Below are 26,334 nucleotides of genomic sequence, written 5' to 3'. Positions count from 1 at the left end.
CGGACGGGGGAATACCCCCGCATCCTCGCCGGTTTTTCCGGCGTATCAGGGCAAAAGCCCCGTCTCATGCATGATTTTCGGATGCCCCGTAAGCATTGCCAGCTTGCCACAGCCAGCAACGCGGGGCCCGGAACCATTTGGGATCGACGTCGATATGCGAGGGTTTACGCCCTAGCCGTTTACGTCCGTTTAACCATGCGTTCGCAACCTGCAAACTTTGCGGCGGTTTTGCTTCCCCTCGCCCCGCCCCGTGCTTATAACGCCTCAAACCCCGACAAGGGGCACGCACTAATCTACGGGACAGAACATGGCCGCGCATATCATCGTCTTTGGCAACGAAAAGGGCGGATCGGGAAAATCCACCAATTGCATGCATGTTGCGACCGCGCTCGTGCGGGCGGGATTCACCGTGGGCGCGCTGGATCTGGACCTGCGTCAACGCAGCTTTTCGCGATACTGCGAGAATCGCGCGGGCTACTCGAAAAAGAACGGACTCGACCTGCCGCGCCCTGAAATTGTCGAGTTGCCAGAGGTTGACCCCGCGACGCTCAACCCCGGCGAAAACATCTACGACCGCCGTTTGACCGAAGCCGTTGCAGGGATGGAGGGTCGCTTCGACTTTATCGTCATTGATTGCCCCGGCTCCCACACGCGGTTAAGTCAGGTCGCACACTCGTTGGCAGACACCTTGGTGACGCCCCTGAACGACAGCTTTATCGACTTCGATCTGCTTGCCCGCATCGAGCCGGAAACGCAGAAGATAATCGGCCCGTCGGTTTATGCCGAAATGGTCTGGCAGGCCCGTCAGCTGCGCGCGCAGGCGGGACTGTCCCCGATCGACTGGATCGTGGTGCGCAACCGCGTGGGTACCCAGCGCATGCACAACAAGAAGAAGATCACCGACGCGGTCGAGGCATTGGCAAAACGCATCGGCTTCCGCGTGGCCCCCGGCTTCTCGGAAAGGGTGATTTTCCGTGAGTTGTTCCCGCGCGGGCTGACGTTGCTGGACTTGGGCGATATCGGGGTGAAAAACCTCAACATCTCCAACATTGCCGCCCGTCAGGAAGTGCGTGAATTGATGAAATCGTTGCGCCTTCCCGGCGTCGACGTCAATTTCTAGCCGCCAGTATACACATCGCCGCTTGGAATTATGCGTTGCCGCTGCCGCTGTTTGAGCGCTTGCAAGCTCGTGCCTGTAATCTGAGGTGCCTCGATCACAGGGCCCGACGGTGCAGCGTGCGCAGGTCTGATACTTCTGGACTGCGCATCAAGGGCTGACATCTGGCTTCCGCTGGCAATCATCTTCATCATCGTGGGGTTGGACGCAAAAAAGGTCGCGAATTTTTCTGCAAGTCCCATATAGACCACACCGCGATCAAGCTTGCCTGACGCCATTCCCACAAACATCATCGAACTTGCCGCCAAGGTGAAGGCAACGAAGAACAACTGCACGCGTTTGAAAATTTCGGTGAAGACGGTCATGAGCGGCCTCCGAAGTGTGTTTCGGGCGCTAAAATGGTCAGGGGTTCAGATATTCGCATGACAGATACGATCCACGACTCGGGTTAAGCTGACGTGAATATCAATCATAAATGGGGCAATATGCGGGCAGCCGCGCAAGCATTTGCTGCCCGAGCAGGTCCCCGCCACCAAAGCCGCGCGCTAGGCGGCTGAAATCGCCTCGAGTTTCACACCCCGGAACTGCGCAAGGCACGCGTCTATGCTGGCGCGGTCCTCGATCAGACATGCTGCCGTTGAAAGCGCGTCCGCGAGAGCCGCAGACTGTGCCGAAACGGTGATTTCACGCCAAGTCACACGCGCCGGCAGGCCTGTGCGCGGGTCAAGAATGTGGCTCACCTGCGCTTCTTTATCAAAGGTGGTACCCAGCGGCGCAGAGGTAGCAAGCGCCCGCGCCGTCAACGGCACCTCGCCCCCCGCCGCCAGTTTGACGGGCCATGCACCGCCATCTGGGTGGCCACCAACAGCACGGAATTCTCCGGTGTCGATCAGGATGTTGGTCAGCCCCTCAGCTTCCAGCAAATCGGCCACACGATCCGCGATGTAGCCCTGCGCGATGCCATTAAGCGTCAGCGCCATGTCGGGGCGCAGGGTTATGGCCGCGGGGTCGAGCGTGACACCCGTCCAACCCGTAAGCGCTTGTGCCTTGCTCAGAGCTTCGGCAGCCGGCAGCGCGCCACGCGCAGATGCCTCCGCATAAGCGGCCCAAAGCGGCTGGATGGTCGGATCAAAGCTGCCACCGCTCGCCCTATGGACCGCGGCAGCCAGAGACAGGCATTCCAGCAACTCGAAGGGTGGATTTAGCAGTGCGGCATTGCGGTTCAGTTCCGACAGCGCGCTGTCAGGGCGGTAGAGGCTGAAGATGTCCTCGAGCCGCGATATCTCGGACGCGACGCGGGCGCTGATCGCCTTGGCGTCCGGATGGGCAAGGCGCAGCGTGGCACGGGCGCCAAGGGCAACCCCTTGCCATGTGTAGACCGGCTGCGCGGTGCTGCGACCGGCGCAGGCCATTGCGGCGGCGGTGATGGTCAGGAAACGGCGGCGGCTGGTCATGGGGTCATCCTTCCGAGTTGCGCGACAGGGCGCGCAGGCGGTTGTCAAAATCATCGTCAGTTGTGTCGCCATCCAAGGCAACGGGGGCAAGCACGGCGCTGTCGGGTATCTGCGACAGCTGCATCACGTCGCCGCCATTGACGGCGGCAAACTTCACGGCGTCGTCGCGTTTGGAAAACGGAACCAATTCCGGCGCGCCCATGCCACCCAAGGCACGACCACCCACGACATAGAACGCATCCTCGGCGGTGATCCAGTTGCTTGCGCCGGGCGCGTCCCAAGTGGCGCCAGTGGCGCTCATGTCGTTGACCCAGACGGCCAGAATGTCGTGGCTCTGCTCCGGCATCCGCGTATAGGCCACCACATCGCGCACCTGAGAGAAGAACAGCGGCGCACCGGGAAGCCCGCCCAGATGCGCCTGCGCTTTGGGGCCTTCATGTTCCAGCAGGTTCATCTGGCAATAATGGCCCACGGCCTCCTCGGTCAGGGGCAAAGCGGTGGTATCCTGCACGACCTCTTCCTTGCAGGCGGCCAGCAGCATCAGGGCGACGAGCAGGTATCTCATGGCTCCACCTTCCGGAACGCCAGTGCCGCCAGTGCCAGCGAGACCAGCGGCCAGATCAGGATCGACAGCAGCGATTGCCACAGAGGGATCGTCGCCGCCGCTCCGCCCACACCCGACGCTGCGGCGGTGGCCTGCGATGCGGTCAGGTTGAACAGCCGGAACGCGTCTGCTGGGTTGGCGAGCAGCGCTGCGGGGAACACGTCCGTGGTGAAAAATCCGCCATCGTCTGCCACCACGGCGGCCAACAGGCCCAGGTCATAGAGCACGACCAAACCCAGCCACAGCCCGATTGCCAGACCGGCAGCGCCGGACACACGCCGCGCCAGCGAGGACAGCGCGTAGCCAATGCCGATGAAGGTCGCCCCCAGCAGCACGGAGGTCCATGTCAGCCGCCACAAAGCGCCCAGACCTGCCACCGCCGCCGGATCGGCCGCAATGGTGATCGCCGCCGCAACGCCATAGCCCGCGAGGATGGCCACGATCAGGATCGCTGTGTGCGCCAGCAGCTTGCCTGCCAGCACTTCCCAGCGGGCGACGGGGTAGGTCAGCAGCAAGGGCAACGTTCCGCGTTCCACCTCGCCCGCGACGGCGTCAAACGACATGAGCAGCGCCACCAGCGGCACCAGATAGACCGATAGCGAGGTCAGCGAGGCGACGACCACGGACAACCGGTCCGCGCCAAGCGCACCCGTGGGCGCGGAGCCTGCGGCGGACAAAACAAGCGAGAACACCACCATCAGCGCCACGGCGATCAGCACCCAGCGGTTGCGCCGGGCGATATGCGCCTCGGTGACGGCGGTGGCAAAGATACGGGCAATCATTGGCCGTCCCTCCGGCTGAAATGGCTGTAGATGTCTTCAAGCGACGGCGGAATGACCTCCAGATCCGTGACCTTTTCCTGCATCGCGGAGATACGGGCCAGCGTCGCCAGCTTGTCTTCCTGGGTGCAGTTCAGATGCAGCCCGCCATTGAGGCGGATGGCGTCCGGCAGGGCCGCCATGATGTCCGTGTCATAACCGTTCAGTGCAGTGATCTGCATCGACACGGGCAACGCCGCCTCGCGTCGCAACTCCGGCAGGGAGCCTTCGGCGACCATGCGTCCGCCCGACAGGATCAGCAGGCGGTCGGTGCGGGCCTCCACCTCGGTCAGGGCGTGGCTCGACAGCAGGATCGACGCACCATCGGCGGCCAAGCCGTCGAGCAGTTCGTAGAAGTCGCGGCGGGATACGGGGTCCAGACCGCTGGTCGGCTCGTCCAGCACCAGCAGACGTGGATGCCCGATCAGCGCCTGCGCCAGCCCGACGCGCTGCCGCATCCCTTTGGAATAGGTGCAGATGCGCCGCTTGGCGGCGTGGCCCAGCCCGACGCGGTCCAAAAGCTCCATCGCGCCCGACACAGCCTCGCCGCGCAAGCGCATGTAATAGGTGATCTGCTCCAGCCCCGTCAGGGCGGAATGGAACGCGGCGTTTTCCGGCAGGTAGGCCACTTGGCTGCGAGCCTTGCCCGGTGCCGCGCCGCAAACGCTGATCTCGCCACCATCGGGTGCGATCAGGCCAAGGATCACCTTCATCAGCGTGGACTTGCCCGCGCCGTTATGGCCCAGCAGCGCCACGCGCTCGCCCGGCTCCACGGCCAGCGACACGTCGGACAGGGCTTTCACCCCGCCAAACGCCTTAGTGAGATGCGAGATCGTTAACGTCGAAGTCATCTAGGTCACTTTCTTTCCGCCGCGCGGCCGCGTCGGCCTCCATCGCGGTGTATTCGGGTGAAACGGTTATGGTCGGGGCCGCCATCAGCGGTGCGCTATCGACCACGCCGCCGGGCAGCGTGGCGGGGAAGCTCGATTGCGCCCAGCGGATCAGTTGCACGGCAGGCGCACCGGTCAGCAGCGAGGCGGCGGGTTGCGACCACAGGATATGGTCCATCAGATCATTGGGGCGGAACGGGCTGTCGGCAATGCCGTCGCCGCCAAGGTCAAAACCGGGGTGGTCGGACCAGTAATTGCCACGCCCCTCGAAGCTCCATTCAATGTCACGGGTGCCCACGTATTTCACCTGCGTGCGGTTGCTGATGAAGGCATTGCCGGTCAGCACGTTGCGCTCCGAGCCGGCGGTGAAGTGGATGCCGATATTGCAGCCCTCGAAGCGGTTGTCATAGATCAGGTTCTTGTGCGCGTTGTAGATAAACGTGCAGCGATCCGCCCCGCCGCGCACCAGATTGCCCGACACGTCGGCGTTGTTGGCGTAGTTCAGCATGACCCCGTGGCTGATGTCCGACAGGCTGAGGTTATTCTTCAAAACGACCTTGTTGGAGAACATGATCGCATAACCCAGATGGTTGCCGATGGACACGTTGCCCGACACCTCGGAATCGTTGGTATACATGTAATGCACCGCAAAACGCAGGTCGCGGAACAGGTTGTTGCGGTATATCCCCTTGCGCGAGGTGTTGGAGAATATCCCGTCGCGGCCCCAGCGGACGGTGTTACCCTCGACCAGCGTGCCGGGAGAGTTCCACACATAAATGCCGTTGCCGCGGTCGTTCATGCGGAACTGCTGAGTACCTTCGATCACGTTGCCGCGCACCTGCGCGTCATGGCCGCCATGCACGTCGACGCCGTGCAGATTGCCCAGCACGCGGTTGTTTTCCACCAGCGCGCGGTCGGCCTTCTTCAAAATCTTGATGCCCGCGTCAAGGTTCTGGCTGTCCAGCCCCGAGCCTGTGACAGTCACGCCGGTCACAGACACATCCGGCGCGTCGATGGTCACCACGGTGCCCTGCCCCGTGCCGTCGATGATCGCGTCATGGGTGCCGGTGATGGTCAGCGGGCGGTCGATGGTGACGGGGCCGGCGTAAACACCCGCCCCAAGGATCAGCACATCGCCGGGATTTGCCCCGGCGATGGCTTTTGCAAGCGTCCCCTGCCCCGCAGGCACGCTGATCTGGGCCGCCCAGAGGGGCAGCGCGACCAGCAGTGACAAAACAAGGAGCAGGGACCGCATCATGGCTTAGGTTGCCTTTGGTTCGACGAACATCCGGCCGCGCATCTCCATGTGGAGAGCGTGGCAGAACCACTGGCAATAGTACCAGAAAACACCGGGCTGGGCTGCCACAAAGGTGACCGAGGAGGTTGCTTGCGCCCCGATTTCCATTGCGACACCGTGATTGCCCATGGTGAAGCCGTGGGTCAGATCGTCGATGTCATCAAGGTTGGTGACATAGACCGTCACCTCGTTGCCTTGTTGCACGGTAAACGACTCCAGCGAGAAGTTCGGCGCTTGGCTCGACATGTAGACGCGCACCTTGTTGCCATCACGGATAATGGTGTCCTGATAGTCGTCAAGATCAACGCCATCTGCCTCGGCTTGTGCGCGCGCATCGGCCCACATCGGATCATTCCGATCCCAGACAGATTTGGGGTTCACTTTGCTTGGGTCAACGATGATCGAGTCGTGAGGCTCGGCAAAGGTCGGGCCGTCATGGATCAAGGTCATCTCGTCGCCATCAATGGCAAAGAGTTGCTCGTTCTCTGGTTTCAATGGGCCAACATTCAAGAACCGGTCTTTCGAGAACTTGTTCATCGTCAGATAGTATTTATCCGTCGCTTCAAGTGTCTCACCCATTACGGTCGAGTTGTGGCCGGGCTGGTAGTGCACGTCTTTCTTGGTGCGGATCGGATCAACGTCTTCGCCGTTATACAGCTTGATCGCATCTTCGATGTTCCATTTCACAACCTGGCTATCAAGGAACAAGGTGGTGTATGCGCCGCCCTTGCCATCAAAGCAGGTGTGTAGCGGGCCAAGACCCAGCTCAGGTTCAGCCACGACAACGCTGCGCGGATCAGCACCGTCGTTGAAGACAGCGTCCAGTTTGCGCACGTCGATCACCGACACAGTGGGCGACAGTTTGCCCGCGATGCACAGGTGGATCTTGTCAGGGGCCATGTTACAGCCATGCGGGTTGTTCGGGACCGGGATGTAGGCAGTGTATTTGCTGTCTTGCCCCTTACGTCCGTCGAGCACCTTCACGCCGTTCAGCTCGATAAAGTCACCGGCTTCGATGCCTTTTTCGATCTCTTTGATGTTGAAGACAACGACATGGTCCATGTCGGCCTCTGTCATCTCGGGCAGGGTCATGCCCATTTCCGAGTTATAGGATGTCGAGAACGCGTATTTGCCTTCATAGTCGCAATCGGTGTTGTCGAGGTTACCGGTCACCATCACCTGCCAAGCCACGGTCATTTCGTCGGCATTCACGGCGGTGTAGAAGTTTACGTACTTCTCTGGCTCATCCAGAACCGAGCCGTCATTGACCATCGGTACTTCGTCTTCACCGTTACAGAAGACGTAGTTCGTGCGTGGCCATTTTTGCGGACGAAGGCCGTGGATAGCCTTCGCGTTCGGGATCTCGATGATCTTGTCGCACTTCATCACGTCACAGCGCACGCGGGCTACGCGGGTGTTGGCCTTGTCGTTCATGAACAGGAAGCGGCCGTCATATGTGCCTTCGGTGAAGGACATGTGCGGGTGGTGCAAGTCACCGTTTGGCGGGAACTCGTGGCCGTTAGCCGCCAGATATTCCTTGGTCTTGGGCAACAAACCTTCGGTCAGAATCTTTTTGGATTCATTGGTGATGCCCCAGCCCGTCGCCGAGCAGGTGTTGAACACCGGAATCCGCATCAGTTCGCGCATCGAGGGCACGCCCAGAATACGCATCTCGCCGCACTGGCCCGAGGACCAGAACCCGTAATATTCGTCAAGCTGGCCCGGGCCGACTTCCGCACCGGCTGCGGCGCGTGCGCTGGTGGCTGTGGCCATCGTGGCTGCCGTAACAGCGCCGCCGGCCAACATAGCACGACCGCCGAATGCCCCTGCGAGCGCTGCGCCTCCGGCCGTGGCGCCTAGCAGGCCACGACGGGTAATTGGCAGTTTCTTATCCTCAGACATAACTGATCCTTTCTCAGTTGGTTACTTGTGATTTGGTTTGGTTCGGGTGTCCCAGATTGGCGCGCGACAAGTCTGGCGCTGCGCCAACTTTCTCACGGCGTTTCACCTTTTTGATGACGACGGGACAGGTGGTTTTGGATTGGTAGAGCACCTGGCAGTGCAGGCAGTTGATGCATTCGTTCGGGTTGATTTCTCCCGTCGGATGGATCGATTGCACCGGACACTGGTTGGCACAGGTCTGACAAGGATTGCCGCATTCATGGTAGCGTTTCAGCCAGTCGAACATCCGCAGCCGCGCTGGAATGGCCAGCGCCGCGCCCAGCGGACATAGGTAGCGGCAGAAGAACCGCTCCACGAACAGGCCCGCGATCAGCAGCGCTGCGACATAAGCCACAAACGGCCATGCGCGCACGAAGTTCAGGATGATCGCGGTTTTGAACGGCTCGACCTCGGCCAGACGCTCGGCTTGCTCGATGCTGGTCAGCGACACGCCGAACAGGCCAAGGAAGATCATGTATTTCAGCGGCCATAGGCGTTCATGCAGACCCCATGGCAGCGTCCATTGCGGGATGCGCAGCTTGCGGGCGATCTGGTTCAGCAACTCCTGCAACGCGCCAAACGGGCAGAGCCAGCCGCAATAGGCCCCACGGCCCCAGAACAGCAGGGCAGCGGCTACGGCGAACCACAAGATGAAGGTCAGCGGGTCCAACAGGAAGGCTTGCCAGCTAAAGCCCGAGACGAGCGAGCCAAACAATGCCATCAGGTTGACCACGGACAGTTGCGCGTTGGCGTACCAGCCCAGATAGACCAACGTGACGGTCAGGAACCCCATGCGGAACCAGTAGAAGCCGCGTTCGTTGCGGGTGACCAAGCCTTGGAAGAAGAACACGCCCGTCAGGATCGTTAGCATGATGCCAAGCACCACGATCTCGATCTGCTTGCCCGCCCAGATGCGCTTCCAAAGCGCCTGATGGGCGTCGGCCTCGGTTTGCGAGGTCACTTCTGCCACGCTGGCCGGCACTGCCGCAGCAGGAGGTGGTGCAATGGCGCGAATGTACTGTTCCGGCAGCTGATAGCCCAAATCAAAAGTCGTAAACACCTTTTCGATCGCGCCTACGTCACGATGCACCAAAAGCTGGATACGGAAAGGTTTTGTCGGATCAAAACCGCTGTCAGCGGGGATTTTGAAAAGATCCGCCTCGTTGAAAACAGGCGCGCCATCCGCTTCGATTGTGTTGATGCGTTTGTGCATCCGGTCGCGGAACCGCACCGACACGTCGTCCTGAATTAGCACAATCCGGTCGAAGATGCCGCCGCGCACATACCCCGACCCTTTGAAGGAATAGAGCCCGCGCCCGACGATGGCGACGGCGTGGTCGCCCTCCTCCAACCAGTCCTGAATATTCGCGTTCACGGCCTCGCCTAGAATGGCGCGCCCGATGGCAGGGTGCGACACCAGCGCTGCCTGCATCTCGATGAAGGTTGTTTCCGGAGCTTCTGTCAACGCGCGCTCGGCGGCGCGTTCGTCTTCCATCGCGGCGAAGGCGGCATTAATCTGCCCGACATCCAGCGACAGGCGGCGCAAGGTGCCATCGCCTTCCAGCGTCATCCAGTCGCTGGCGGCCTCTGCATCGGGGTTGATCTCGAATTGAGGTCCTGACCCCACCTCCTCGACTGCCAACCCGCCCAGTCCAAGCTGGCGTGCGACCTTCAAACCGGCGCGGATGATCGAGTCGTCGATCACCATGATGGTCACGGTCGCGCCGGAAATGATGTCGAGCTTGTGTGAGGAGCCACCGGATTCTGCTTCGGCCACCAGATCAAGGCCGCGATAATTGGCCACCAGCGCCTTGACCTTCGCGTCCGGTATCCCGATCAGCACGATCGGCTCGGAATGCTTGACCAACTGTACGCCGATAACCTGCGCGGCATCATCTACGGCAACCATGGTATGAATGGGTTTGCCGGAATAACCGGTGGTCGACACATAGTCGGAGGTTACAAATGCCCAACCGACGCGCTCGCCCCCCTTGAGGACCTGGATTGCGGGCGTATCCGGATGGGTGGCGCCAAAGGCGTCGGCCCCTTCGACCAGCTCCCCGACTTCAACGTCAGGCAACAGCTTGGCCAGCAACGAGTCTGCTGCGGCGGGAAGCCCGAAACCGAGCATCGTCGCAACAAGAATCATAGTTTTTAGAAAGAGCCGGAAAGTCGTCATGCGGTGGCGTCCTTGAAGAAAGATCGCCCGTCGCTGCTTTTGTGATGGCCCATCAAAGACTGATCAGGATTGATCAGGTTCAGCTGGGACAGAACTGAAAAGTGCATGACCGGAGGGGCACGCGGCATCGGGCGAATGGTTCGCTTTAGAAAACTTGGGGTTTGATAGGGCGTACGCTCCAGCACATCCAACGTCAAGATGTTCAGACCGGCCTCTGTCACGACATTCGGGTGGGCTCCCGTTGTCTCGCAGCAGATCAGGCAGTCTTGACACTCTTGGTGAGGTTCAACTGGAACTCCATCAGCATCGACGCGCACCGTCCGAGCAACGCCATCCGCACAGATTTCCATGCTGAATGACGCCCCCCCAGTATTCGTCGCAGCCATCGCTATCGGGCCGTACACGGCAAGACACACGGTTAGCAACAACCTGAGCAAAAGGGGTAATGCAGTCTTCATAGAGCCGCGTGTAGCAACGGCGCATACGAGGAACTTTGTCCTAGCGCAAAGAACCTCTAATCAGTCGTGGTTTTCGTGGGGCAGGTCCGGATTTATCGCGCGCAGTTCATCGCCATGCTGGATGAAGTGCAGAATTCGAAAGGCGACACGCACAGCACTGGTGATCAGGAAAGCATCACGAATATCAATTGAGGGTTAGCCCAGTTATTCTTATGCTTCCCTAATGGATATTACACTCGTCAAAACCTTTCTGGAGGTCGCAGCCACCGGATCTTTCGTTGCCGCGTCTGAGCGACTTTTTGTAACCCAGTCAGCTGTCAGCCTGCGCATTCAAAGGTTGGAGGACAGTCTTGGTCGCCCGCTGTTCAACCGCTCGAAAGCAGGTGCCGTTTTAACACCGGCGGGAACCGAATTTGAACGCTACGCACTCGGTTTGATAAAGCTTTGGGAAGAGGCGCGCCAACAGATCGCCATCCCTGAAGGCTTTACCAAGAGCCTGACCATTGGTGCGCAATACTCGCTGTGGCCGCGCTTGGGGTTTCGCTGGATAGATGCCCTGCGCGCCGAGATGCCATCGCTGAGCATTCGCACCGAGTTGGGTATGCCAGATCGTTTGACGCGGTTTCTGATCGAAGGCGTTGTGCAGGCAGGGCTAATGTATAACCCACAACTACGTTCGGGACTGTCCGTGTCCAAAGTCAGCGATGAAGAATTGGTTTTGGTCGCTTCGTGGGAAAATCCGTCGCTGGACCAGATTGACGGTCGATATGTTTTCATAGATTGGGGCGCGGAGTTCACGCAGGCTCATGCCATTGAACTACCGCATCTGATCAACTCGGGGCTTACCTTGTCCCTTGGCGCGATGGCCGCTGAATTTATCGTTAAGCGCCAGTATGCGGGCTACCTACCGGCACGCTATATCACGCAATATATCGACGCGGGCCAGTTACATCTCATTCCGAATGCGCCTCGTTTCCCCTATCCGGCTTATGTGGTCTGGCGGGATGATCTTGATGCAGAAGTCGCCGATGTTGCGCGAAAGACACTTCAAGAGACCGTTGAAAAGGCCACCCGAGCGCAGGGTGAGGTGATCACGAAGCTGAGTGAAATCAGCATATCCAAGCAAATACCTATACTTGGAGGTTGATCTTAAATTTAGATGAGCAATAATCGTTTTATACGTGATTATTTCGAATTTAACTTATGTGAAATACATTTCTAAACCCGTTCCTAGCAGAGATGCTCCCGATCTCCGGCAATTGTGTCGGAAGACGGGCACCTTGTTGGGAAAGGAATGACCCATGAAACTTATTTCTAAACTGGCGACCGCTTCCGTAGTCGCGCTTCTGGCCGCGACTCCGTCGATGGCACAAGATCGTCTGGTTGGCACAAAGGCGCTGGACGACCGTATTGACGACATCACCGACGATGTGAACGAAGACCTAACACGTGGCGATGACGACGAGCGTTTTGGCCCGACCGGCGTTGCGCAAGGCTTTCGCGGCTCGATCGCACTGACCGCATCCGGCACCTCCGGCAACACCGACACCGGTGAATTGTCCGGCGCAGGCCGTCTGTCTTACGGCATCGGTGACTGGAACCACTCCGCCGGTTTCGCAATCGAATACGGCGAAGCCAACAACCAAAAGAACGAAGAAAAATTCTTCGCGACCTACGAAGCCCAACGCTACTTCAACGAGAAGTTCTACCTCTTCGGTATCGGCCGTTACGAATATGACGGCTTCTCGGCTCCGACCGTCCCTGGCGGCGCGCCCGTTGCTGGTAACTCGTCTGATGCGTTCTTGGGCTTTGGTCCAGGCTACCGTGTGATCAACACACCCGAGCAAGCTTGGCGCGTTCAAGCTGGTATTGGTGTACGTCACACGAAAGACTTCGCGAACGTGTCGAATACCGAAGAAGCAATCATCGCATCCTCGCGTTACTTCATGAAACTGACCGACACCATGTCGCTGACCAATGACACCGACGTTCTGTCCTCTTCGGCCAACACGGTTGTGTCAAACGACTTGGGTGTGAACTTCAAAGTTTCTAACAATCTGTCGACCCGCGTATCTTACCGGACCGACTACAACAGCGCCCCTGCTATCGGTCGCAAATCAACTGACAACACTTTGGGCTTGTCCCTTGTGCTTGGTTTCTAATAAGCAATCCGGCGTGGTCAGGCAGACCGATTTCCCTCGAGAGGTCTGATCACTACGGACAAGGGGCGGAGCAATCCGCCCCTTTCGCGTTCAGGCCTTGGGTGTATCTCTATTACCTACCCGTGACCCGCAAAAACCCGCTGCTTTTCGTGGTCGAACGCGAAGGCGGCGTGGTCGTCGAAATCCAGTTCGATTTCTTCACCGACACGGGTTCCATCCTGACCGAAGATGCGCACGGTCAGGGCCTCCTGCTGTGCGGTCGAGACCAACAGGTTGGTGTCGCCGCCCAAGCGCTCCACATGGGTCACAGTGCCTTTGATCCGTCCGCCTTTGGTGGCGCGCAGATGTTCCGGGCGGATGCCCAGCGCCCCGTTTTTCGGGATGGACAGCGGTGCTTTGGTCAAGAAATTCATCGCGGGCGACCCAAGGAAACCAGCAACAAACTGGTTGGCCGGATTGTTGTAAAGCTCCATCGGCGATCCGACCTGCTCCACCCGACCGTCCCGCAGAACGACGATCTTGTCGGCAAGTGTCATCGCCTCGGTCTGGTCATGGGTGACGTAAATCATCGACGCACTAAGCGTGCGGTGCAATTCCGCAATCTCGATGCGCGTGTTCATCCGGAGCGCCGCATCAAGATTGGACAGCGGCTCGTCGAACAAGAACAGCTTCGGCTCGCGCACAATCGCACGCCCGATGGCCACGCGCTGGCGTTGCCCACCGGACAGATCGGACGGGCGGCGGTCAATATATGCACCAAGATCAAGCATCCGAACCGCCTTGTTCACGCGCTCCTCGATTACCAATTTGGGCTGCTTTTCCTGCTTGAGACAAAGCGCCATGTTGTCCCGGACACTCAGATGCGGATAAAGCGCGTAGGATTGGAACACCATCGCAATGCCGCGCTTGGCGGGCGGGATACTGTTCACCACAGTGCCGCCAATGTTCACCGTGCCTTTGGTGGCATCCTCCAGCCCCGCGATCACCCGAAGCAACGTGGATTTACCGCAGCCCGAGGGGCCGACGAACACCACAAACTCACCCTCCTCCACGGTCAGGTTGATGTCTTTGAGGACTTCTACAGACCCGAAGGACTTGCAGACATTGGTGAGGTTCAGGGCGGTCATTGGATAACTCCTAGATCAACAGGGCGGCCAGTACGGATGCTTTCATCCGCGGCGAGACAAATACCCAAAGATTGCACGGCATCCGACAAGTGCCGGGTCAGATCGACGTCATTCAAAATGGCGTCGATCATGAATGCTTGTTCAGTATTGCAAAGGTCCTGATGGCCCGGCTCGTCGGGCATTTCGATCAGTTTGTCTCCGTCGGCACGGTGAACGAGTATTCCACCGACTTTTGTGTGGCCGTCCACATCATCCGACGCGCCCTTGTTGCCGTCGGAGATCGACACCGCCCCATTGGGAGACACCACATCCTTCACGAAAAACGCGGTTTCTGACATCATCGGGCCCCAGCCGGCTTCGTACCATCCGATCGAGCCGTCGGCGAACCACACCTGCAATTGGCCGTAATTATACATCTCCGGTGCAATCTCGTCCGACAGGCGCAGGCCCATTCCGCTGACACGCACAGGTTTGGCATCGGTGATCTGGCACATCACATCGACGTAGTGCACACCGCAATCGACAATCGGGCTTGTGGTGCGCATCAACGCCTTATGCGTCTCCCATGTGGGACCATCGGATTGCTGATTGAGGTTCATGCGAAACACATATGGCCCGCCCAAGTCACGTGCCTCGGCAATCAGCCGCTGCCAACTGGGGTGGTGGCGCAGGATATAGCCCACGACAAGTTTACGGTTCAGCCGCTTGGCCGTCTCGACCACACGCACCGCATCCGCGACCTTGGTCGCCAGCGGCTTTTCGATGAAGACATCGGCCCCCGCCTCCATCGCGGCAATCGCGTAATCGGCGTGGCTTTCGGAATATGTGGCAATGCAAACCAGATCAGGTTTCAGCGCCAATCCTTCGTCGAAGGATTTGAAAAGGGGATATCCCTGAAGCTCGGCGGGCAAGGCGACTTCGGAACGGTTCACCAACCCGACAATTTCGGCGTTTGGATGGGCATGATAGGCCAGCGCGTGGCTGCGACCCATATTGCCAAGACCTGCTACAACAACCCTCATTTGACTGCCCCCGAGGTGATGCCGCGGATCAGCTGGCGTGAGAAGATGACATAAAGCGCCATCACCGGCAGGATCGCCAGCGACAAGGCAGACAGCACCGCGTTCCAGTCGGTCACGAACTGCCCGATGAACACCTGGCTGCCAAGGGTCAGGGTTTTCACTTCCTCGGCAGGGGCAAGGATCAACGGGAACCACAGGTCATTCCAGATCGGGATCATGTTGAACACTGCAACTGTCGCCATGGCCGGACGCACCAGCGGCAGCACAAGGCGGAAAAAGATGCGGTATTCGGACAAGCCATCAATACGGCCTGCGTTTTTCAGATCATCGCTGACTTGCCGCATGAACTCGCTGAGGATAAACACCGCCAGTGGCAAGCCTTGCGCCGTGTAGACGAGGATCAGCGCCCAAAGCGTGTTGACCAGACCGGTCTGCACCATCATCTCCAGTATCGCGACGGTGCCGATGCGGATGGGGATCATGATCCCGAGGGCCAGATACAACCCCATGACCAAGTTGCCTTTGAAGCGGTATTCGGCCAGCGCAAAGGCTGCCATCGCTCCGAACAACAAGATGAGGAACAGGGACCCCACGGTGACGATCATCGAGTTTTGGAAATAGAGGAAAAAGTCCCCCTGCTTGAGCACCGTCTCGTAGCCGATCAACGAGAAGCTGTCGGCGTTCGGTAATGCCAGAGGTTCACGAAAGATCGCCTTGCGGGTTTTGAAACTGTTGATCACGATCACAAAGACCGGAAACAGCGCAATCAGCGTGTAGAGGATCAGCGCACCATGCGCGGCGACTGTGTTGAAGCGGTTTTGACGTGCAGCGTTCATGTGGCCCTCCTCAGAACTGGTAGCGGCGCATGCGCGACTGGATACCGAACAGGTACAAACACACACCGACGAGGATGATTGCGAACATGGCCGACGCGATGGTGGAGCCCATATGCGGATCGCCTAGCTGCAGCTGGAAACCGAAGAACGTGCGGTACATGAACGTCCCCAGAATATCGGTCGAGAAATCCGGCCCCGCCAACGCCCCTTGCGCGGCGTAGATCAGGTCGAACGCGTTGAAATTTGCCACGAATGTCAGGATCGAGATAATACCGATGGACGGCAGAATAAGCGGCAGCTTGATCTTCCAGAATGACGCGAAACCGGTGATGCCCTCGACCTCGGCGGCCTCGAGAATTTCGTCGGGGATCGACAAGAGCGCGGCATAGATCAGCATCATGGGAATGCCGACAAACTGCCAGACCGATACCAGCGACAACGCGGTCAGGGCGTAGGCTTCCTTGCCCAACCACGGCGCGTAAAGGGATTTCAGGCCGACCGCGTCCAGCATACCGGGGGCGATACCCCAGATGGGCGACAGGATCAGTTTCCACGCGAAACCAACGATAACAAAGCTTAAAATCGTGGGGATGAAAATTGCGGACCGATAAAAGCTGGCAAAGCGCAGTTTTGGATGGCTCAGGATCGCGGCAAGGGCGACGCCAATCGGGTTTTGAACCAGCATATGGACGACAAAGAACCAGAAATTGTTGCCCAAGGCGTTCCAGAACTGCGTTGACCAGACCGTATCCCCGAACAAGGTGCGGAAGTTTTGCAAGCCAACAAAAACGCGCTCCTGATCAATCTCGGTGAACAGTGACAGCCGCAAGGTGTTGAAAAGCGGGTAGATCATCACCGCGGTGTAGACGAGCACTGCGGGTGCCAGAAACACGACGATATGCCATCTGAACTTTGGTTTGGTCTGCGTGTCGGGCATCAGAAAATCCTACCGCGGGTCAAGGGAAAGAGAAGGTGCCGCCCCAATCAGGGACGACACTTGGTTTAAGGGAGAAGGACTTACTTCTGGGGGTCGTACCAGCTTGCCAGACCTTCTTGCAGACGCTTGCCCGCATCTTCCGGGCTTTCCTCACCTTTGATCACTGCAACGGAAGCGTTCCATGTTTCATTCTCAAGGTTCGGCGTGCCACGCGACAGGATCTGGTAGGTCGACCGGATCGAGCTTTCACACTCGCCCCGCCAAGAGATGAACTCTTGCGCAAGCGGGTCTTCCAGCGTGACCGGAGCGGACGACAGCGGGAAGAAGCCCGGCAGCGCATTCGCAAAGATGGTGGCGAATTCGGACGAACCGACCCAGTTCAGGAAGGTTTTCGCGGCTTCCGCATTAGGCGTTGCAGCGTTCATGCCAATGCCGATATCGGTGTGATCCGAGATGTAGCAGGTGTCGCCAGCATTCTGCACAGGCGGGTAGAAAGCGCCCATCTCAAAGTCAGCCAGCCCGTTGAAGCCTGAGACTTCCCAAGATCCTGCGGGATAGATCGCAGCGCGGCCCAAGGTGAAAATGTTCTGGCTGTCGGGATAGGTCTGCGCCTCGTAACCGTCACCCAGATAAGGGGCCCATTTGGCGAGTTGGCGATAGGGGGCTACCCATGGCTCATCCGTCAGCTTCTGGTCACCGGCGATCAGCGCCAAGCGGCCCTCCTCACCTTTCCAGTAGTTTGGACCGATGTTGTTATAACCCATGGTGGCAGCTTCCCACTGATCATTTGTGCCCATCGCCATCGGGGTGTAATTGCCGTCTTCCTTGATCTTGTCCAAAACGGCAAAGAACTCGGCCTCGGTCTTTGGAACCTCCACGCCCACTTCGGCGAACGCATCTTTGTTATAGATGAAGCCATGGATCACGCTGGCCATCGGGACGCAGTACTGGACGGATGCGTCATCCGTGCTCCAGCCCGACTTGGATACAGCCGAGAAATTCGCCATCCCCTCAAGGTCGGTGATGTCAGCCAGATGACCCGCTTCGAACAACGCCTGCGAGGCATCGAAGGGGCGGCACGTGATGATGTCACCAGCAGAGCCTGCGTCCAGTTTGGAGTTCAGCACCGCGTTGTATTCAGCAGGAGCCGAGGGCGTGAATTTCAGCTTGATCCCTGGATGCTCCGCCTCGAAAGCAGGGATGATCTTATCCTGCCAGATGGCCAAATCATCATTGCGCCAGCTCTCGATTGTCAGCGTCACATCCTCGGCCGAGGCAGTGCCCGCCAGCATGGTCGTGGCCAGCATGGCGCCTATTAACGTTGTCTTTTTCATAGTCTTCTCCCTAGTTTGGTTTTCAAGTTTGTTTTGGTTTAAGCGATTGAAGGCAGGGTCCCAAATGTCCGCCATGCGCGTCGAGAATATCTCCAGCGGCTTCGACGGTGACACCTTTCGCGACAAGTATTGCCAGCTTCGGATTGCCCTTTGACTTTTGTAACGCTGTCTCTGCCTCTGGCATGGACACATCCGCGACACGCGACACGATCCCCGTTGCGCGCGCGATCAGCTTGGCGTTATCAGCGACAACGTTGACCATCATACCTTGGTAAACATGGCCCAGTTTCACCCCCATCATCGAGGACATCAAGTTTAACGCAGCTTTCTGCGCCGTCCCAGCGCCCAGCCGGGTCGATCCTGCGATCACCTCCGGCGGCGTCTCAAGACAAATCGGGACATCAGCAATGTCCAAAAGCGGTGTTCTCGGATTATTTGCGAGAGCGATAATAGTACCGCCGTTGGCCTTGGCACATTCTGCAACAGCCAGAGCGTAAGGCGTCGTTCCACTTGCACTGAGAACGATCAGGACATCCCCCTGCTTAACGCCACGACCCACAGCTTGCGCCGCGTCGACGTCATCTTCGGTGTCGCCCGGCATGTAGCCATCGGCGGGAACCCCGCCTGCCATGTAAATTCGGACGCTCTCAGGCGAAATCCCAAAGGTTCCCGACAGCTCGCACGCATCTGCCAAAGCCATCAAACCAGAGCTTCCCGCAGCCGCATACACCAAGGCGCGCCCAGATCGGACCGCTGAGGCCATAACCTCGGCACCTTGGTCGATATCGCCTGCCGCAAGCCTTACAGCCGCAATCGCAGCCTGTTGACCATCGAGGAACGCAGACATGGCATGGGCCGCAGACACCGCATCAATCGTCACGGCACCTGAAAGCCTTTCTGTAGTTTGCGACAGCATGGAATCCTCCCTGCACAAACTAATACCTTTTAAATACCTTTTGTCTACCATTTTCTTATCTGCTGCATTTTTGCCGTAATCTCAAAGCCAATATCAGCAATAATAGCGAATTTGGTCTATCTTTTGCAAAATAGGTATTATAAAGGTATTGCATGATCAAATCTGGCAGCACAGTAATTATCGGCGTAGATGGGGGCGGCACGGGCTGCCGCGTTGCCATTGGCACGTTATCCGACGGGGTGCTCTCGCGATCCGAAGGTGGTCGGGCCAACGCGGCCTCGGATGCCGCACTTGCCGTGAAGAACATTGCGTCCACCGTCGAAGATGCTGCAAGACTTGCCGGCATCCCGACGAGCGCGCTGTCGCATGCTACGGCTCATATCGGAATTGCCGGAATATTGGGGGCTGATGACAGCGCCCGCATCGCCTCCGCCCTGCCCTACAAGACCATAACCGTGACCGATGACCGCCCGACCGCAGTCACAGGCGCATTGGGCAGGCATGACGGCTACTTGCTGTCCCTCGGCACCGGCGCGTTCGCGGCGGCCAGTCAGGCTGGCGTGTTTACGTTTCTGGGGGGCTGGGGCTTTTACGTCGCCGATCAGGGGTCGGGTGCATGGCTTGGTCGCGCCGGTCTGGAGCAGGTCATGCTCTGCCATGACGAGCTTGCCGATCATACCCCCCTGACCCGCAAGCTGTTTGAGAAATTCGGCGGCGACCCCAACGCGCTGGTGTCGTTCAGCGTGACGGCCAAGCCGGGCGACTTCGCTACGCTCGCACCTGAGATCATCGCTGGCGCACAGGCTGCGGACCCGTGGGGGCAAGCCATCATGAAAAAGGGAGCGAACCATTTGATGCGCTGCCTCGCGAGATTGGGCTTCCGAACCGGAGATACGCTTTGCCTCACCGGCGGCATCGGACCTCATTACGCGGGCTATCTTCCCGAAGATTTCCTGTCCGGTCGCATTCAACCGAAAGGCTCCGCGCTTGACGGGGCATTCCAGCTTGCAAGCTCCAATGCAACACAACAGCCGGAGAGCAATTGATGACGATCGCCGCATTCCTCGCGCCAGATAAGTGGCTGCTTTCAGATGGTGGACCAAGATATGTCCAACTGCGTCAACGACTCTCGGAGGGTGTTGATCAGGGTCTTTTGAAAGCAGGAAGCCCGCTACCACCGGAACGCGAAATTGCCGCGATTACCGAGCTGTCCCGCGTCACCGTTCGCAAGGCGATACAAGCTTTGGCGAAGGATGGCATCGTCATTCAAAAGCAAGGGTCGGGATCGTTCGTCGCGTCTCATGCGCCACAGATCGAGCAGTCCCTGTCGCGCTTGACCTCGTTCAGCGAAGACATGTCGCGCCGCGGCATGGTGTCGACAAGCATTTGGTTGGAACGCGGAGTCTACATGCCATCGCCGGACGAAGTGCTTGCGCTTGCCCTGTCACCTGACGCGTCGGTCTCACGGATTGCCCGCCTTAGAACTGCGGATGGAAAGCCAATGGCCATCGAGCGCGCGTCCCTGTCCTCCGAGATACTGCCCAACCCGCTGCTGGTTGAAACATCACTCTACGAAGTCTTGGAGCAGATCGGCTTCAGACCGGTTCGGGCCTTGCAAAAGATCTCTGCAATCAACCTTGAAGAGGACAACGCAGCGCTGCTGGATGTCGCCCCGGGCAAGGCTGGCCTGCGGATCGAGCGGACCTCATATCTAGCAGACGGGCGGACGGTCGAGTTCACTCAATCCATATATCGCGGGGACGCCTACAACTTCGTAGCCGAGCTTCGCCTTGCCAAGGAATAGGACTGCCAAATGACCACCACGCAAACTCAGATGCGCCGCGAGGTGCTGGAAATCCCAGTGGCTGTAAACAACCTGTTGCAACGGGGCGGCGACGATATTCGCCGCGCGGCCGACGCCATGCGCGCACGCAAACCCAGCTTCATGGTTTCGGTCGCTCGTGGCTCCTCAGATCATGTCGCGACCTACCTGAAATACGTGTCCGAGTTGCTGACCGGAACCCCGATCGCATCCATCGGCCCGTCCATCGCGTCGATCTACAACCGCAAGTTGAACCTTGATGGCAGCGTCTGCCTGTCCGTTTCGCAATCGGGCAAAAGCCCGGATATTGTCGAGATGGCTCGGATGGCGCGGGATGGCGGGGCCTTGTCGATTGCGATGACAAACAACCCCGACAGCCCGTTGGCTCAAGTCGCTGACCACACGTTGAACCTGCACGCAGGCACAGAGATCAGTGTGGCGGCGACGAAAACTTTCGTGAACTCGGCGGTTGCCGGCATCTGGCTGCTGGCTGAATGGGCGGAGGACGATGCGCTTCGTGCTGCCATTCATGATTTACCCAGCAAGCTGGAAACAGCGGTTGGGATCGACTGGCCGGAAGCCCGCGCCGCATTGGGGTCGCGCAACTCCATCTTTTGTTTGGGACGCGGGCCAGCCTACGCCATCTCGAATGAAGCTGCCCTAAAGTTTAAAGAGACCTGCCAAATCCACGCAGAATCCTACTCTTCGGCAGAGGTGTTGCATGGGCCGGTATCGATCGTGGACCTCGGCTTCCCTGTGATTGCCCTCGCATCGGCGGATGAGGCGGAAACCGCGCTCGCCAGTGTTGCCGACGAGATCGCGTCCAAAGGGGCCACGGTTTTTGCGACCAGCACAAAAGTACGGAATGCCACGGGATTGGCAGTTGCCCGAACGGGTCATCCGCTCACCGATCCGATCACGTTGATTGCGAGTTTTTATGCGATGGTAGAACAGGTTGCCGCATCGCGAGGTATCAACCCTGACGCGCCCCGCCATCTGAAAAAAGTGACAGAAACAGTATGATTGGCATCAAACAAGCCTATGTCGGAGCACATATCCATGACGGGCTAACCCTGCATGTCGATCACGCGCTTGTCGTCGGGGATGACGGCTACCTTAGCATTCAACCGCTTGGCAGTCTGCCTCCCGACTGCCCCAAGCAGAAGCTGGGTGGCGGGTTGATCACGCCCGGCTTTGTTGACTTGCAGGTCAATGGCGGCGGTGGGGTCATGTTCAACGACGAACAATCGGTGGCGGTATTGCGAAAGATTGCCGAAGCCCATGCGACAACCGGAACACAGGCGTTGCTGCCAACCTTGATCACGGACACGCCTGAACGCACCCGCGCGGCGATTGATGCGGTAGAGCAAGCAATCGTCGAAAACATCCCCGGAATAGTCGGCATCCATCTTGAGGGGCCGCATTTGTCGGTCGCACGCAAAGGGGCGCATGACGCCAAGCTGATCCGTACGATGACGGACGAGGACCTGTCGCTGATCCGGCACGCGGCTGACCGGTTGCCAAATGTCATGATCACCGTTGCGCCCGAAAGCGCCTCAACGGCGCAAATAAGATCGATGTCGGAAGCTGGCATCGTGGTCTCGTTGGGCCATACCGACGCGGATTGCCAGTCCTGCCACGCGGCGTTTGACGCAGGTGCGCGTTGTGTGACCCACCTGTTCAATGCGATGAGTCAGTTGGAAAATCGGGAGCCCGGCTTGGTCGGCGCAACTCTGGAGCGCGGGGATATTTATGCGGGCCTGATCGCGGACGGCATCCATGTCCACCCCGCTGCAATCCGCATTGCACTGGCTGCAAAACCACACTCCGAAAGAGTGTTCCTTGTGACCGACGCAATGGCGACGGCTGGCTCAACCATCAAGAGTTTTCTACTCAACGGACGTGAGGTATTCAGACAAGACCATCGCCTTACGCTGGCTGATGGCACACTTGCAGGGGCTGATCTGGACATGCCTCAAGCGCTTTCGGTCATGACCGAAACGGTGGGAGATGAGATGGTTTCTGCGGTGGCCCGAGCAACATCAACGCCTGCAGAGCTGCTGCGAGAATGCGGCGGTGTCGGACGTCTAGGGCCTACCTCCCGTTCAGCGCTTTACTTCGAAGACGGGTTTTCGAAGCCGAAGACATTGTCTTCGGCTGGTGCTGTGTAAGTTTTGCAGCATGTGCTTACGCCACTTTCAGTTTAGTCCTGTTCGGAGCCCCAAGAGCGTCAAAGATCACCCCATTGCCAACTAGGCAGAAACAGGGTGCTCAACTTCGGCAAGCACCTGATCAAGAGTGGTCGTAATCATATCCACATCCTCGGCCTCAATGGTCAACGGCGTGCGTATCTTCAGGATATTGTCCTTGGGGCCTTCACTGCCAATCAGGATACGGTGATCGCGCATACGGTTTTTGACATAAGAGCAGATTGCCGTGGCCTCGGTGCCGTCGGGATTGATTAGCTCCACCCCAAAGAACAGACCCATCCCGCGCACGTCCCCTACGCAAACGTATTTCTGGTGCAGCGCTTGCAGCCCGCTCAGAAGCCGCGCGCCCATCACGCGGGCGTTTTCCTGCAAGCCTTCCTCATCGACGATATCCAGCACCTCTTTGCCAATCCGACAGGACAGGGTAGAGCCACCAAAGGTTGAGAAAAACTCGATCCCGTTGTCAAAGCTTTGCGCGATTTCCTTGGTCGTGACCAACACACCCAACGGGTGTCCGTTGCCGATTGGTTTTCCCATTACGACGATATCGGGCAGCGCGCCTTGATGCTCGAAACCGAAGTAATACTCGCCCAACCGACCAAGTCCGGTTTGCACCTCGTCCGCGATGCAGACACCGCCCGCAGCGCGGATTTTTTCATAGACAGCAGCCAAGTAGCCCTTGGGGGGAATGATCTGCCCGCCGACCGACGGGAAGGTCTCGGCGATGAAGCCTGCCAACCCGTGCCCTTTACGGTGCAACGCAGCAATCGCCGGATCGACCAGATCAGCATATTTCTGCGCGCGATCCGGATCATCGCGCCGGTATGAACCACGGTAATCATCGGCAACTTCGACCAGCTCAACCCAATCAGCCTGCCCTACTCCGCCGGGTTTGTTGAACTTGTAGGCAGAGATATCAATCGCGCCGGTGGTGTTCCCGTGATAGCCATGATCAGGCGTGACCATACCCTTGGCACCCGTGTGCGCCCGTGCCAAGCGCAAGGCCAACTCGTTGGCTTCGCTGCCCGAATTCACGAAGAAACAGACCTCGAAACTCTTGGGGAGTTTCGACAGTATCTTTTCTGCAAAGGCAGTTTGCGCAGGATGCAAATAGCGGGTGTTGGAATTAATCCTTTTCAGCTGGTCAGCGGCGACCGCCTGAATGCGCGGGTGGGCGTGGCCGACATGCGGCACGTTGTTGTAGGCGTCCAAATAAGGACGCCCCCATTCGTCAAACAAATGATGCTTCCAGCCGCGGACCAGCATCAACGGATCGTCATAAGTCAGGCTCAGATTGCCACCAAAATGCGCTTTGCGCTCCGCCAGAACTCCCTGCTTTTCCGTCGGATAGTAGCGAACCTTTTCGTCCGGCAGGTTCAACAGTGCCGCGGGGTTCGGACAGACAGCGCGCCACAGATACATCTCGTCAGGATCACCAACGCCGGGCCAATCGGCTTCGATCCCTTCCGTCGTGAGCGCGAGTTGGAAATGCACATGCGGTGCCCAGCCTCCGTTCATGTTTGGATCGCCCAACCGGCAAAACTCCTCGCCCTGCTCCACCACTTGACCGGGCTTCAGGCGGTCGAGGAACTCGGGATCAAGATGGCCATACAGGGTATAGAATGGATCGCCCTCGGGTGTTTCGTGGCGCAAGATGATGACGCCCCCATAATCCAGATGACCCGAGCGGTATTCTGCAACGAAAACCTCGCCGCGCAATGGCGCGAACATGGGGGTGCCCGCATGCGTGAAGACATCAACCGCCAGATGCACAGTGCGCCTGTCGCTGGCTTTCCATGGCCCTTTGCGGAAGGCGGGTTCAGCGTAAATCAGGCGCGGTTCGTGATAATAACCCAGCCAGATGCGGCCTTGATCCTCGAATTCCTCGCCCACACGGGCGGCTTCATCCAATGGCATATGGAACGGGTTTTGCGGCCAAGTAGAGTTTTCAACGGATAGCGATCCCAAAGGCGCGTCAGCAATCCCCTGTCCCATCAAAGGAGCAAAATTTCCGCGTTCCTGCTCCAACCAATCAAGAACCCGGTCGGCTCCCTCAACCACAGGCAACCCGCAGGCTGCTCGCAATCGGGCGCTCAGCAATCCGCCATGAAGAGTGTTGCCCTCTAGAAAGCGCCACGCGGATGCTTGCGAAATTGTTACATAGGGATCATCCGGATTCTCCACCGCCATCAGTGTGGAATTCACGACACTCACCGCCAGCCGCATGCGCAGCAGCGGCCAAATCAGGTCCACCTCTGCTGGCGTCAACGGGTAGGCCTCATGGTAACCTGCGACGAGCGCGGCAAGGGCCGCCTCAGGCTTATCATGGTCCAGCACGATATAGGCCGCGGCAATCGCCAGATCGCAGACGCGCGGCGCGGCACACATGTCGCCCAGATCAATCAGGCCTGACACTTGACGAGGTTCGCTTAAGTCACCCCTCACCATAATGTTGTAGTCGTTGGCGTCGTTGTGAACGGCCTGTTTGGGCAGCGCAGCGAGAACAGGTTTCACGCTGGCAAAATCCGCGCAGATCCCGTCGATGATCTGCCGTCGTGCCGCGTCGGTGATGCAATCCAGCTCATCGCTGATCCAGTCCCCACGCATCAGATCCCATTTAAAGTCACGGTCTAACCCTGTGTGCTGGAAATCCGCCAAGGCCGATGCAAAGCCTCCAAGCATGCGACCAACTTCATGGATCAGCGCGTCACTCTTGGGGGCAGCATTGGCATAGCATCGACCAGGGAGCTGGTTAAGCAGCCAGACAAGGCGCTTTTGTTCAGCCTCATCGGGCAACGTTAGCAGAGACATCCCATCGCCGGATTTGATCACCTGAGGGCAAGGAAGCAACGGGTCACGAAGGGCGATATGTTCGAATGCCTTCACTTGCATACCGACCAGCCAGCTTTCGCAATCAGGACGCATGACTTTCAGAACATATCCTTCGTGGCCGTCACCTGTCGCGAGAAAATTCAGATCATATTCTCCATCCAGACGGCTCAGGTCGCCCTCAATGCCCCAGTGATCTTTGAGGGCGGTTCGCCAATGCCGGAGTTGCCGCGTTCCGATTTCCGTTTCTGTCATGATTTTCCGCTCCGACGCTTGAACTGCCATATCGTGATGATCGTGCTGTTCGTGGCTGTCAAGAAACTAGCTGACCCGCGACGGCGAGCGAAATTCATGCCAAAACTGGACCGCCTTGCTGCTGTC

23 protein-coding genes are annotated in these 26,334 nt (G+C 58.5%); 7 read left to right on the top strand and 16 right to left on the bottom strand.

Annotated elements, in window-relative coordinates; translation table 11 throughout:
• The first annotated feature begins 307 nt into the window (after nucleotides 1-307).
• Nucleotides 308-1,120 carry a division plane positioning ATPase MipZ gene (locus BUB72_RS07540; protein ID WP_073142402.1) on the top strand — a complete coding sequence of 271 codons (813 nt, stop codon included), beginning with the start codon at nucleotides 308-310 and terminating at the stop codon, nucleotides 1,118-1,120.
• Here the strand turns inward: BUB72_RS07540 and BUB72_RS07535 are convergent.
• From BUB72_RS07535 to BUB72_RS07495, 9 genes are all read right to left on the bottom strand, one after another.
• A complete protein-coding gene (locus BUB72_RS07535) occupies nucleotides 1,117-1,482 on the bottom strand; it encodes a hypothetical protein (protein ID WP_073142399.1) in 366 nt (121 codons plus the stop codon). The two genes, BUB72_RS07540 and BUB72_RS07535, sit on opposite strands and share 4 nt — an antisense overlap.
• A gap of 180 nt (nucleotides 1,483-1,662) precedes the next feature.
• Nucleotides 1,663-2,571, bottom strand: a complete 909-nt coding sequence (locus BUB72_RS07530) for an FAD:protein FMN transferase (RefSeq protein WP_073142397.1) — start codon at nucleotides 2,569-2,571, stop codon at nucleotides 1,663-1,665.
• A gap of 4 nt (nucleotides 2,572-2,575) precedes the next feature.
• Nucleotides 2,576-3,136, bottom strand: coding sequence for a nitrous oxide reductase accessory protein NosL (locus BUB72_RS07525; RefSeq protein ID WP_073142394.1), 561 nt, complete (start codon nucleotides 3,134-3,136; stop codon nucleotides 2,576-2,578).
• Complete coding sequence (locus BUB72_RS07520; RefSeq protein WP_073142391.1) at nucleotides 3,133-3,957, bottom strand: ABC transporter permease; 825 nt, start codon at nucleotides 3,955-3,957, stop codon at nucleotides 3,133-3,135. Before BUB72_RS07520 ends, BUB72_RS07525 begins: the two co-directional genes overlap by 4 nt.
• The gene (locus BUB72_RS07515; RefSeq protein WP_073142389.1) at nucleotides 3,954-4,844 is read right to left on the bottom strand and encodes an ABC transporter ATP-binding protein; all 891 of its coding nucleotides are present in this window, start codon (nucleotides 4,842-4,844) and stop codon (nucleotides 3,954-3,956) included. The genes BUB72_RS07520 and BUB72_RS07515 overlap by 4 nt, the downstream gene beginning before the upstream one ends.
• On the bottom strand, nucleotides 4,810-6,141 hold the full coding sequence (locus BUB72_RS07510) for a nitrous oxide reductase family maturation protein NosD (protein WP_073142386.1): 1,332 nt from the start codon (nucleotides 6,139-6,141) through the stop codon (nucleotides 4,810-4,812). Before BUB72_RS07510 ends, BUB72_RS07515 begins: the two co-directional genes overlap by 35 nt.
• Before the next feature lie 3 nt (nucleotides 6,142-6,144).
• Nucleotides 6,145-8,082 (bottom strand): TAT-dependent nitrous-oxide reductase, encoded by a 1,938-nt coding sequence (gene nosZ, locus BUB72_RS07505; protein WP_073142384.1) that lies wholly within the window; start codon nucleotides 8,080-8,082, stop codon nucleotides 6,145-6,147.
• A 13-nt stretch (nucleotides 8,083-8,095) separates the two neighbouring features.
• Nucleotides 8,096-10,300 (bottom strand): NosR/NirI family protein, encoded by a 2,205-nt coding sequence (locus BUB72_RS07500; RefSeq protein ID WP_073142382.1) that lies wholly within the window; start codon nucleotides 10,298-10,300, stop codon nucleotides 8,096-8,098.
• Nucleotides 10,297-10,758: a DUF2946 family protein gene (locus BUB72_RS07495; protein ID WP_139250631.1), complete on the bottom strand. Its 462-nt coding sequence runs from the start codon at nucleotides 10,756-10,758 to the stop codon at nucleotides 10,297-10,299. Before BUB72_RS07495 ends, BUB72_RS07500 begins: the two co-directional genes overlap by 4 nt.
• A 223-nt stretch (nucleotides 10,759-10,981) precedes the next feature.
• Here BUB72_RS07495 and BUB72_RS07490 point away from each other — a divergent pair, with 223 nt between their 5' ends.
• Complete coding sequence (locus tag BUB72_RS07490) at nucleotides 10,982-11,905, top strand: LysR family transcriptional regulator (protein ID WP_073142377.1); 924 nt, start codon at nucleotides 10,982-10,984, stop codon at nucleotides 11,903-11,905.
• A 154-nt stretch (nucleotides 11,906-12,059) separates the two neighbouring features.
• The gene (locus BUB72_RS07485; protein ID WP_073142375.1) at nucleotides 12,060-12,920 is read left to right on the top strand and encodes a DUF481 domain-containing protein; all 861 of its coding nucleotides are present in this window, start codon (nucleotides 12,060-12,062) and stop codon (nucleotides 12,918-12,920) included.
• Between the two features lie 116 nt (nucleotides 12,921-13,036).
• On the opposite strand, the gene BUB72_RS07480 is transcribed toward BUB72_RS07485, so the two are convergent.
• The 6 genes from BUB72_RS07480 to BUB72_RS07455 form a co-directional block, all read right to left on the bottom strand.
• Nucleotides 13,037-14,047 (bottom strand): ABC transporter ATP-binding protein, encoded by a 1,011-nt coding sequence (locus BUB72_RS07480; protein ID WP_073142373.1) that lies wholly within the window; start codon nucleotides 14,045-14,047, stop codon nucleotides 13,037-13,039.
• Nucleotides 14,044-15,069 (bottom strand): Gfo/Idh/MocA family protein, encoded by a 1,026-nt coding sequence (locus BUB72_RS07475; RefSeq protein ID WP_073142370.1) that lies wholly within the window; start codon nucleotides 15,067-15,069, stop codon nucleotides 14,044-14,046. Before BUB72_RS07475 ends, BUB72_RS07480 begins: the two co-directional genes overlap by 4 nt.
• Nucleotides 15,066-15,905, bottom strand: a complete 840-nt coding sequence (locus BUB72_RS07470; protein ID WP_073142368.1) for a carbohydrate ABC transporter permease — start codon at nucleotides 15,903-15,905, stop codon at nucleotides 15,066-15,068. The genes BUB72_RS07475 and BUB72_RS07470 overlap by 4 nt, the downstream gene beginning before the upstream one ends.
• Before the next feature lie 10 nt (nucleotides 15,906-15,915).
• Nucleotides 15,916-16,842 carry a carbohydrate ABC transporter permease gene (locus tag BUB72_RS07465; protein WP_073142365.1) on the bottom strand — a complete coding sequence of 309 codons (927 nt, stop codon included), beginning with the start codon at nucleotides 16,840-16,842 and terminating at the stop codon, nucleotides 15,916-15,918.
• Between the two features lie 80 nt (nucleotides 16,843-16,922).
• Nucleotides 16,923-18,176, bottom strand: a complete 1,254-nt coding sequence (locus BUB72_RS07460; protein ID WP_073142363.1) for an ABC transporter substrate-binding protein — start codon at nucleotides 18,174-18,176, stop codon at nucleotides 16,923-16,925.
• A gap of 22 nt (nucleotides 18,177-18,198) precedes the next feature.
• Nucleotides 18,199-19,092 carry an N-acetylmuramic acid 6-phosphate etherase gene (locus BUB72_RS07455; protein ID WP_073142361.1) on the bottom strand — a complete coding sequence of 298 codons (894 nt, stop codon included), beginning with the start codon at nucleotides 19,090-19,092 and terminating at the stop codon, nucleotides 18,199-18,201.
• 152 nt (nucleotides 19,093-19,244) lie between these two features.
• On the opposite strand from BUB72_RS07455, the gene BUB72_RS07450 reads away from it, so the two are divergent.
• The 4 genes from BUB72_RS07450 to nagA are packed head-to-tail and all read left to right on the top strand — an operon-like array spanning nucleotide 19,245 to nucleotide 23,085.
• On the top strand, nucleotides 19,245-20,138 hold the full coding sequence (locus BUB72_RS07450; protein ID WP_073142358.1) for a glucosamine kinase nucleotide-binding domain-containing protein: 894 nt from the start codon (nucleotides 19,245-19,247) through the stop codon (nucleotides 20,136-20,138).
• Nucleotides 20,138-20,896: a GntR family transcriptional regulator gene (locus BUB72_RS07445; RefSeq protein ID WP_073142356.1), complete on the top strand. Its 759-nt coding sequence runs from the start codon at nucleotides 20,138-20,140 to the stop codon at nucleotides 20,894-20,896. The genes BUB72_RS07450 and BUB72_RS07445 overlap by 1 nt, the downstream gene beginning before the upstream one ends.
• A 9-nt stretch (nucleotides 20,897-20,905) precedes the next feature.
• Nucleotides 20,906-21,937 carry an SIS domain-containing protein gene (locus BUB72_RS07440; protein WP_073142354.1) on the top strand — a complete coding sequence of 344 codons (1,032 nt, stop codon included), beginning with the start codon at nucleotides 20,906-20,908 and terminating at the stop codon, nucleotides 21,935-21,937.
• Nucleotides 21,934-23,085, top strand: coding sequence for an N-acetylglucosamine-6-phosphate deacetylase (gene nagA, locus BUB72_RS07435; protein ID WP_073142352.1), 1,152 nt, complete (start codon nucleotides 21,934-21,936; stop codon nucleotides 23,083-23,085). Before BUB72_RS07440 ends, nagA begins: the two co-directional genes overlap by 4 nt.
• Nucleotides 23,086-23,166: 81 nt before the next feature.
• On the opposite strand, the gene BUB72_RS07430 is transcribed toward nagA, so the two are convergent.
• Nucleotides 23,167-26,208 carry an aminotransferase class III-fold pyridoxal phosphate-dependent enzyme gene (locus tag BUB72_RS07430; RefSeq protein WP_073142350.1) on the bottom strand — a complete coding sequence of 1,014 codons (3,042 nt, stop codon included), beginning with the start codon at nucleotides 26,206-26,208 and terminating at the stop codon, nucleotides 23,167-23,169.
• Nucleotides 26,209-26,334: the final 126 nt, after the last annotated feature.

It is taken from the genome of Litoreibacter ascidiaceicola (assembly GCF_900129235.1).
Classification (GTDB): Bacteria; Pseudomonadota; Alphaproteobacteria; order Rhodobacterales; family Rhodobacteraceae; genus Litoreibacter; species Litoreibacter ascidiaceicola.
This window is presented reverse-complemented; position numbering and strand designations above follow the sequence as displayed.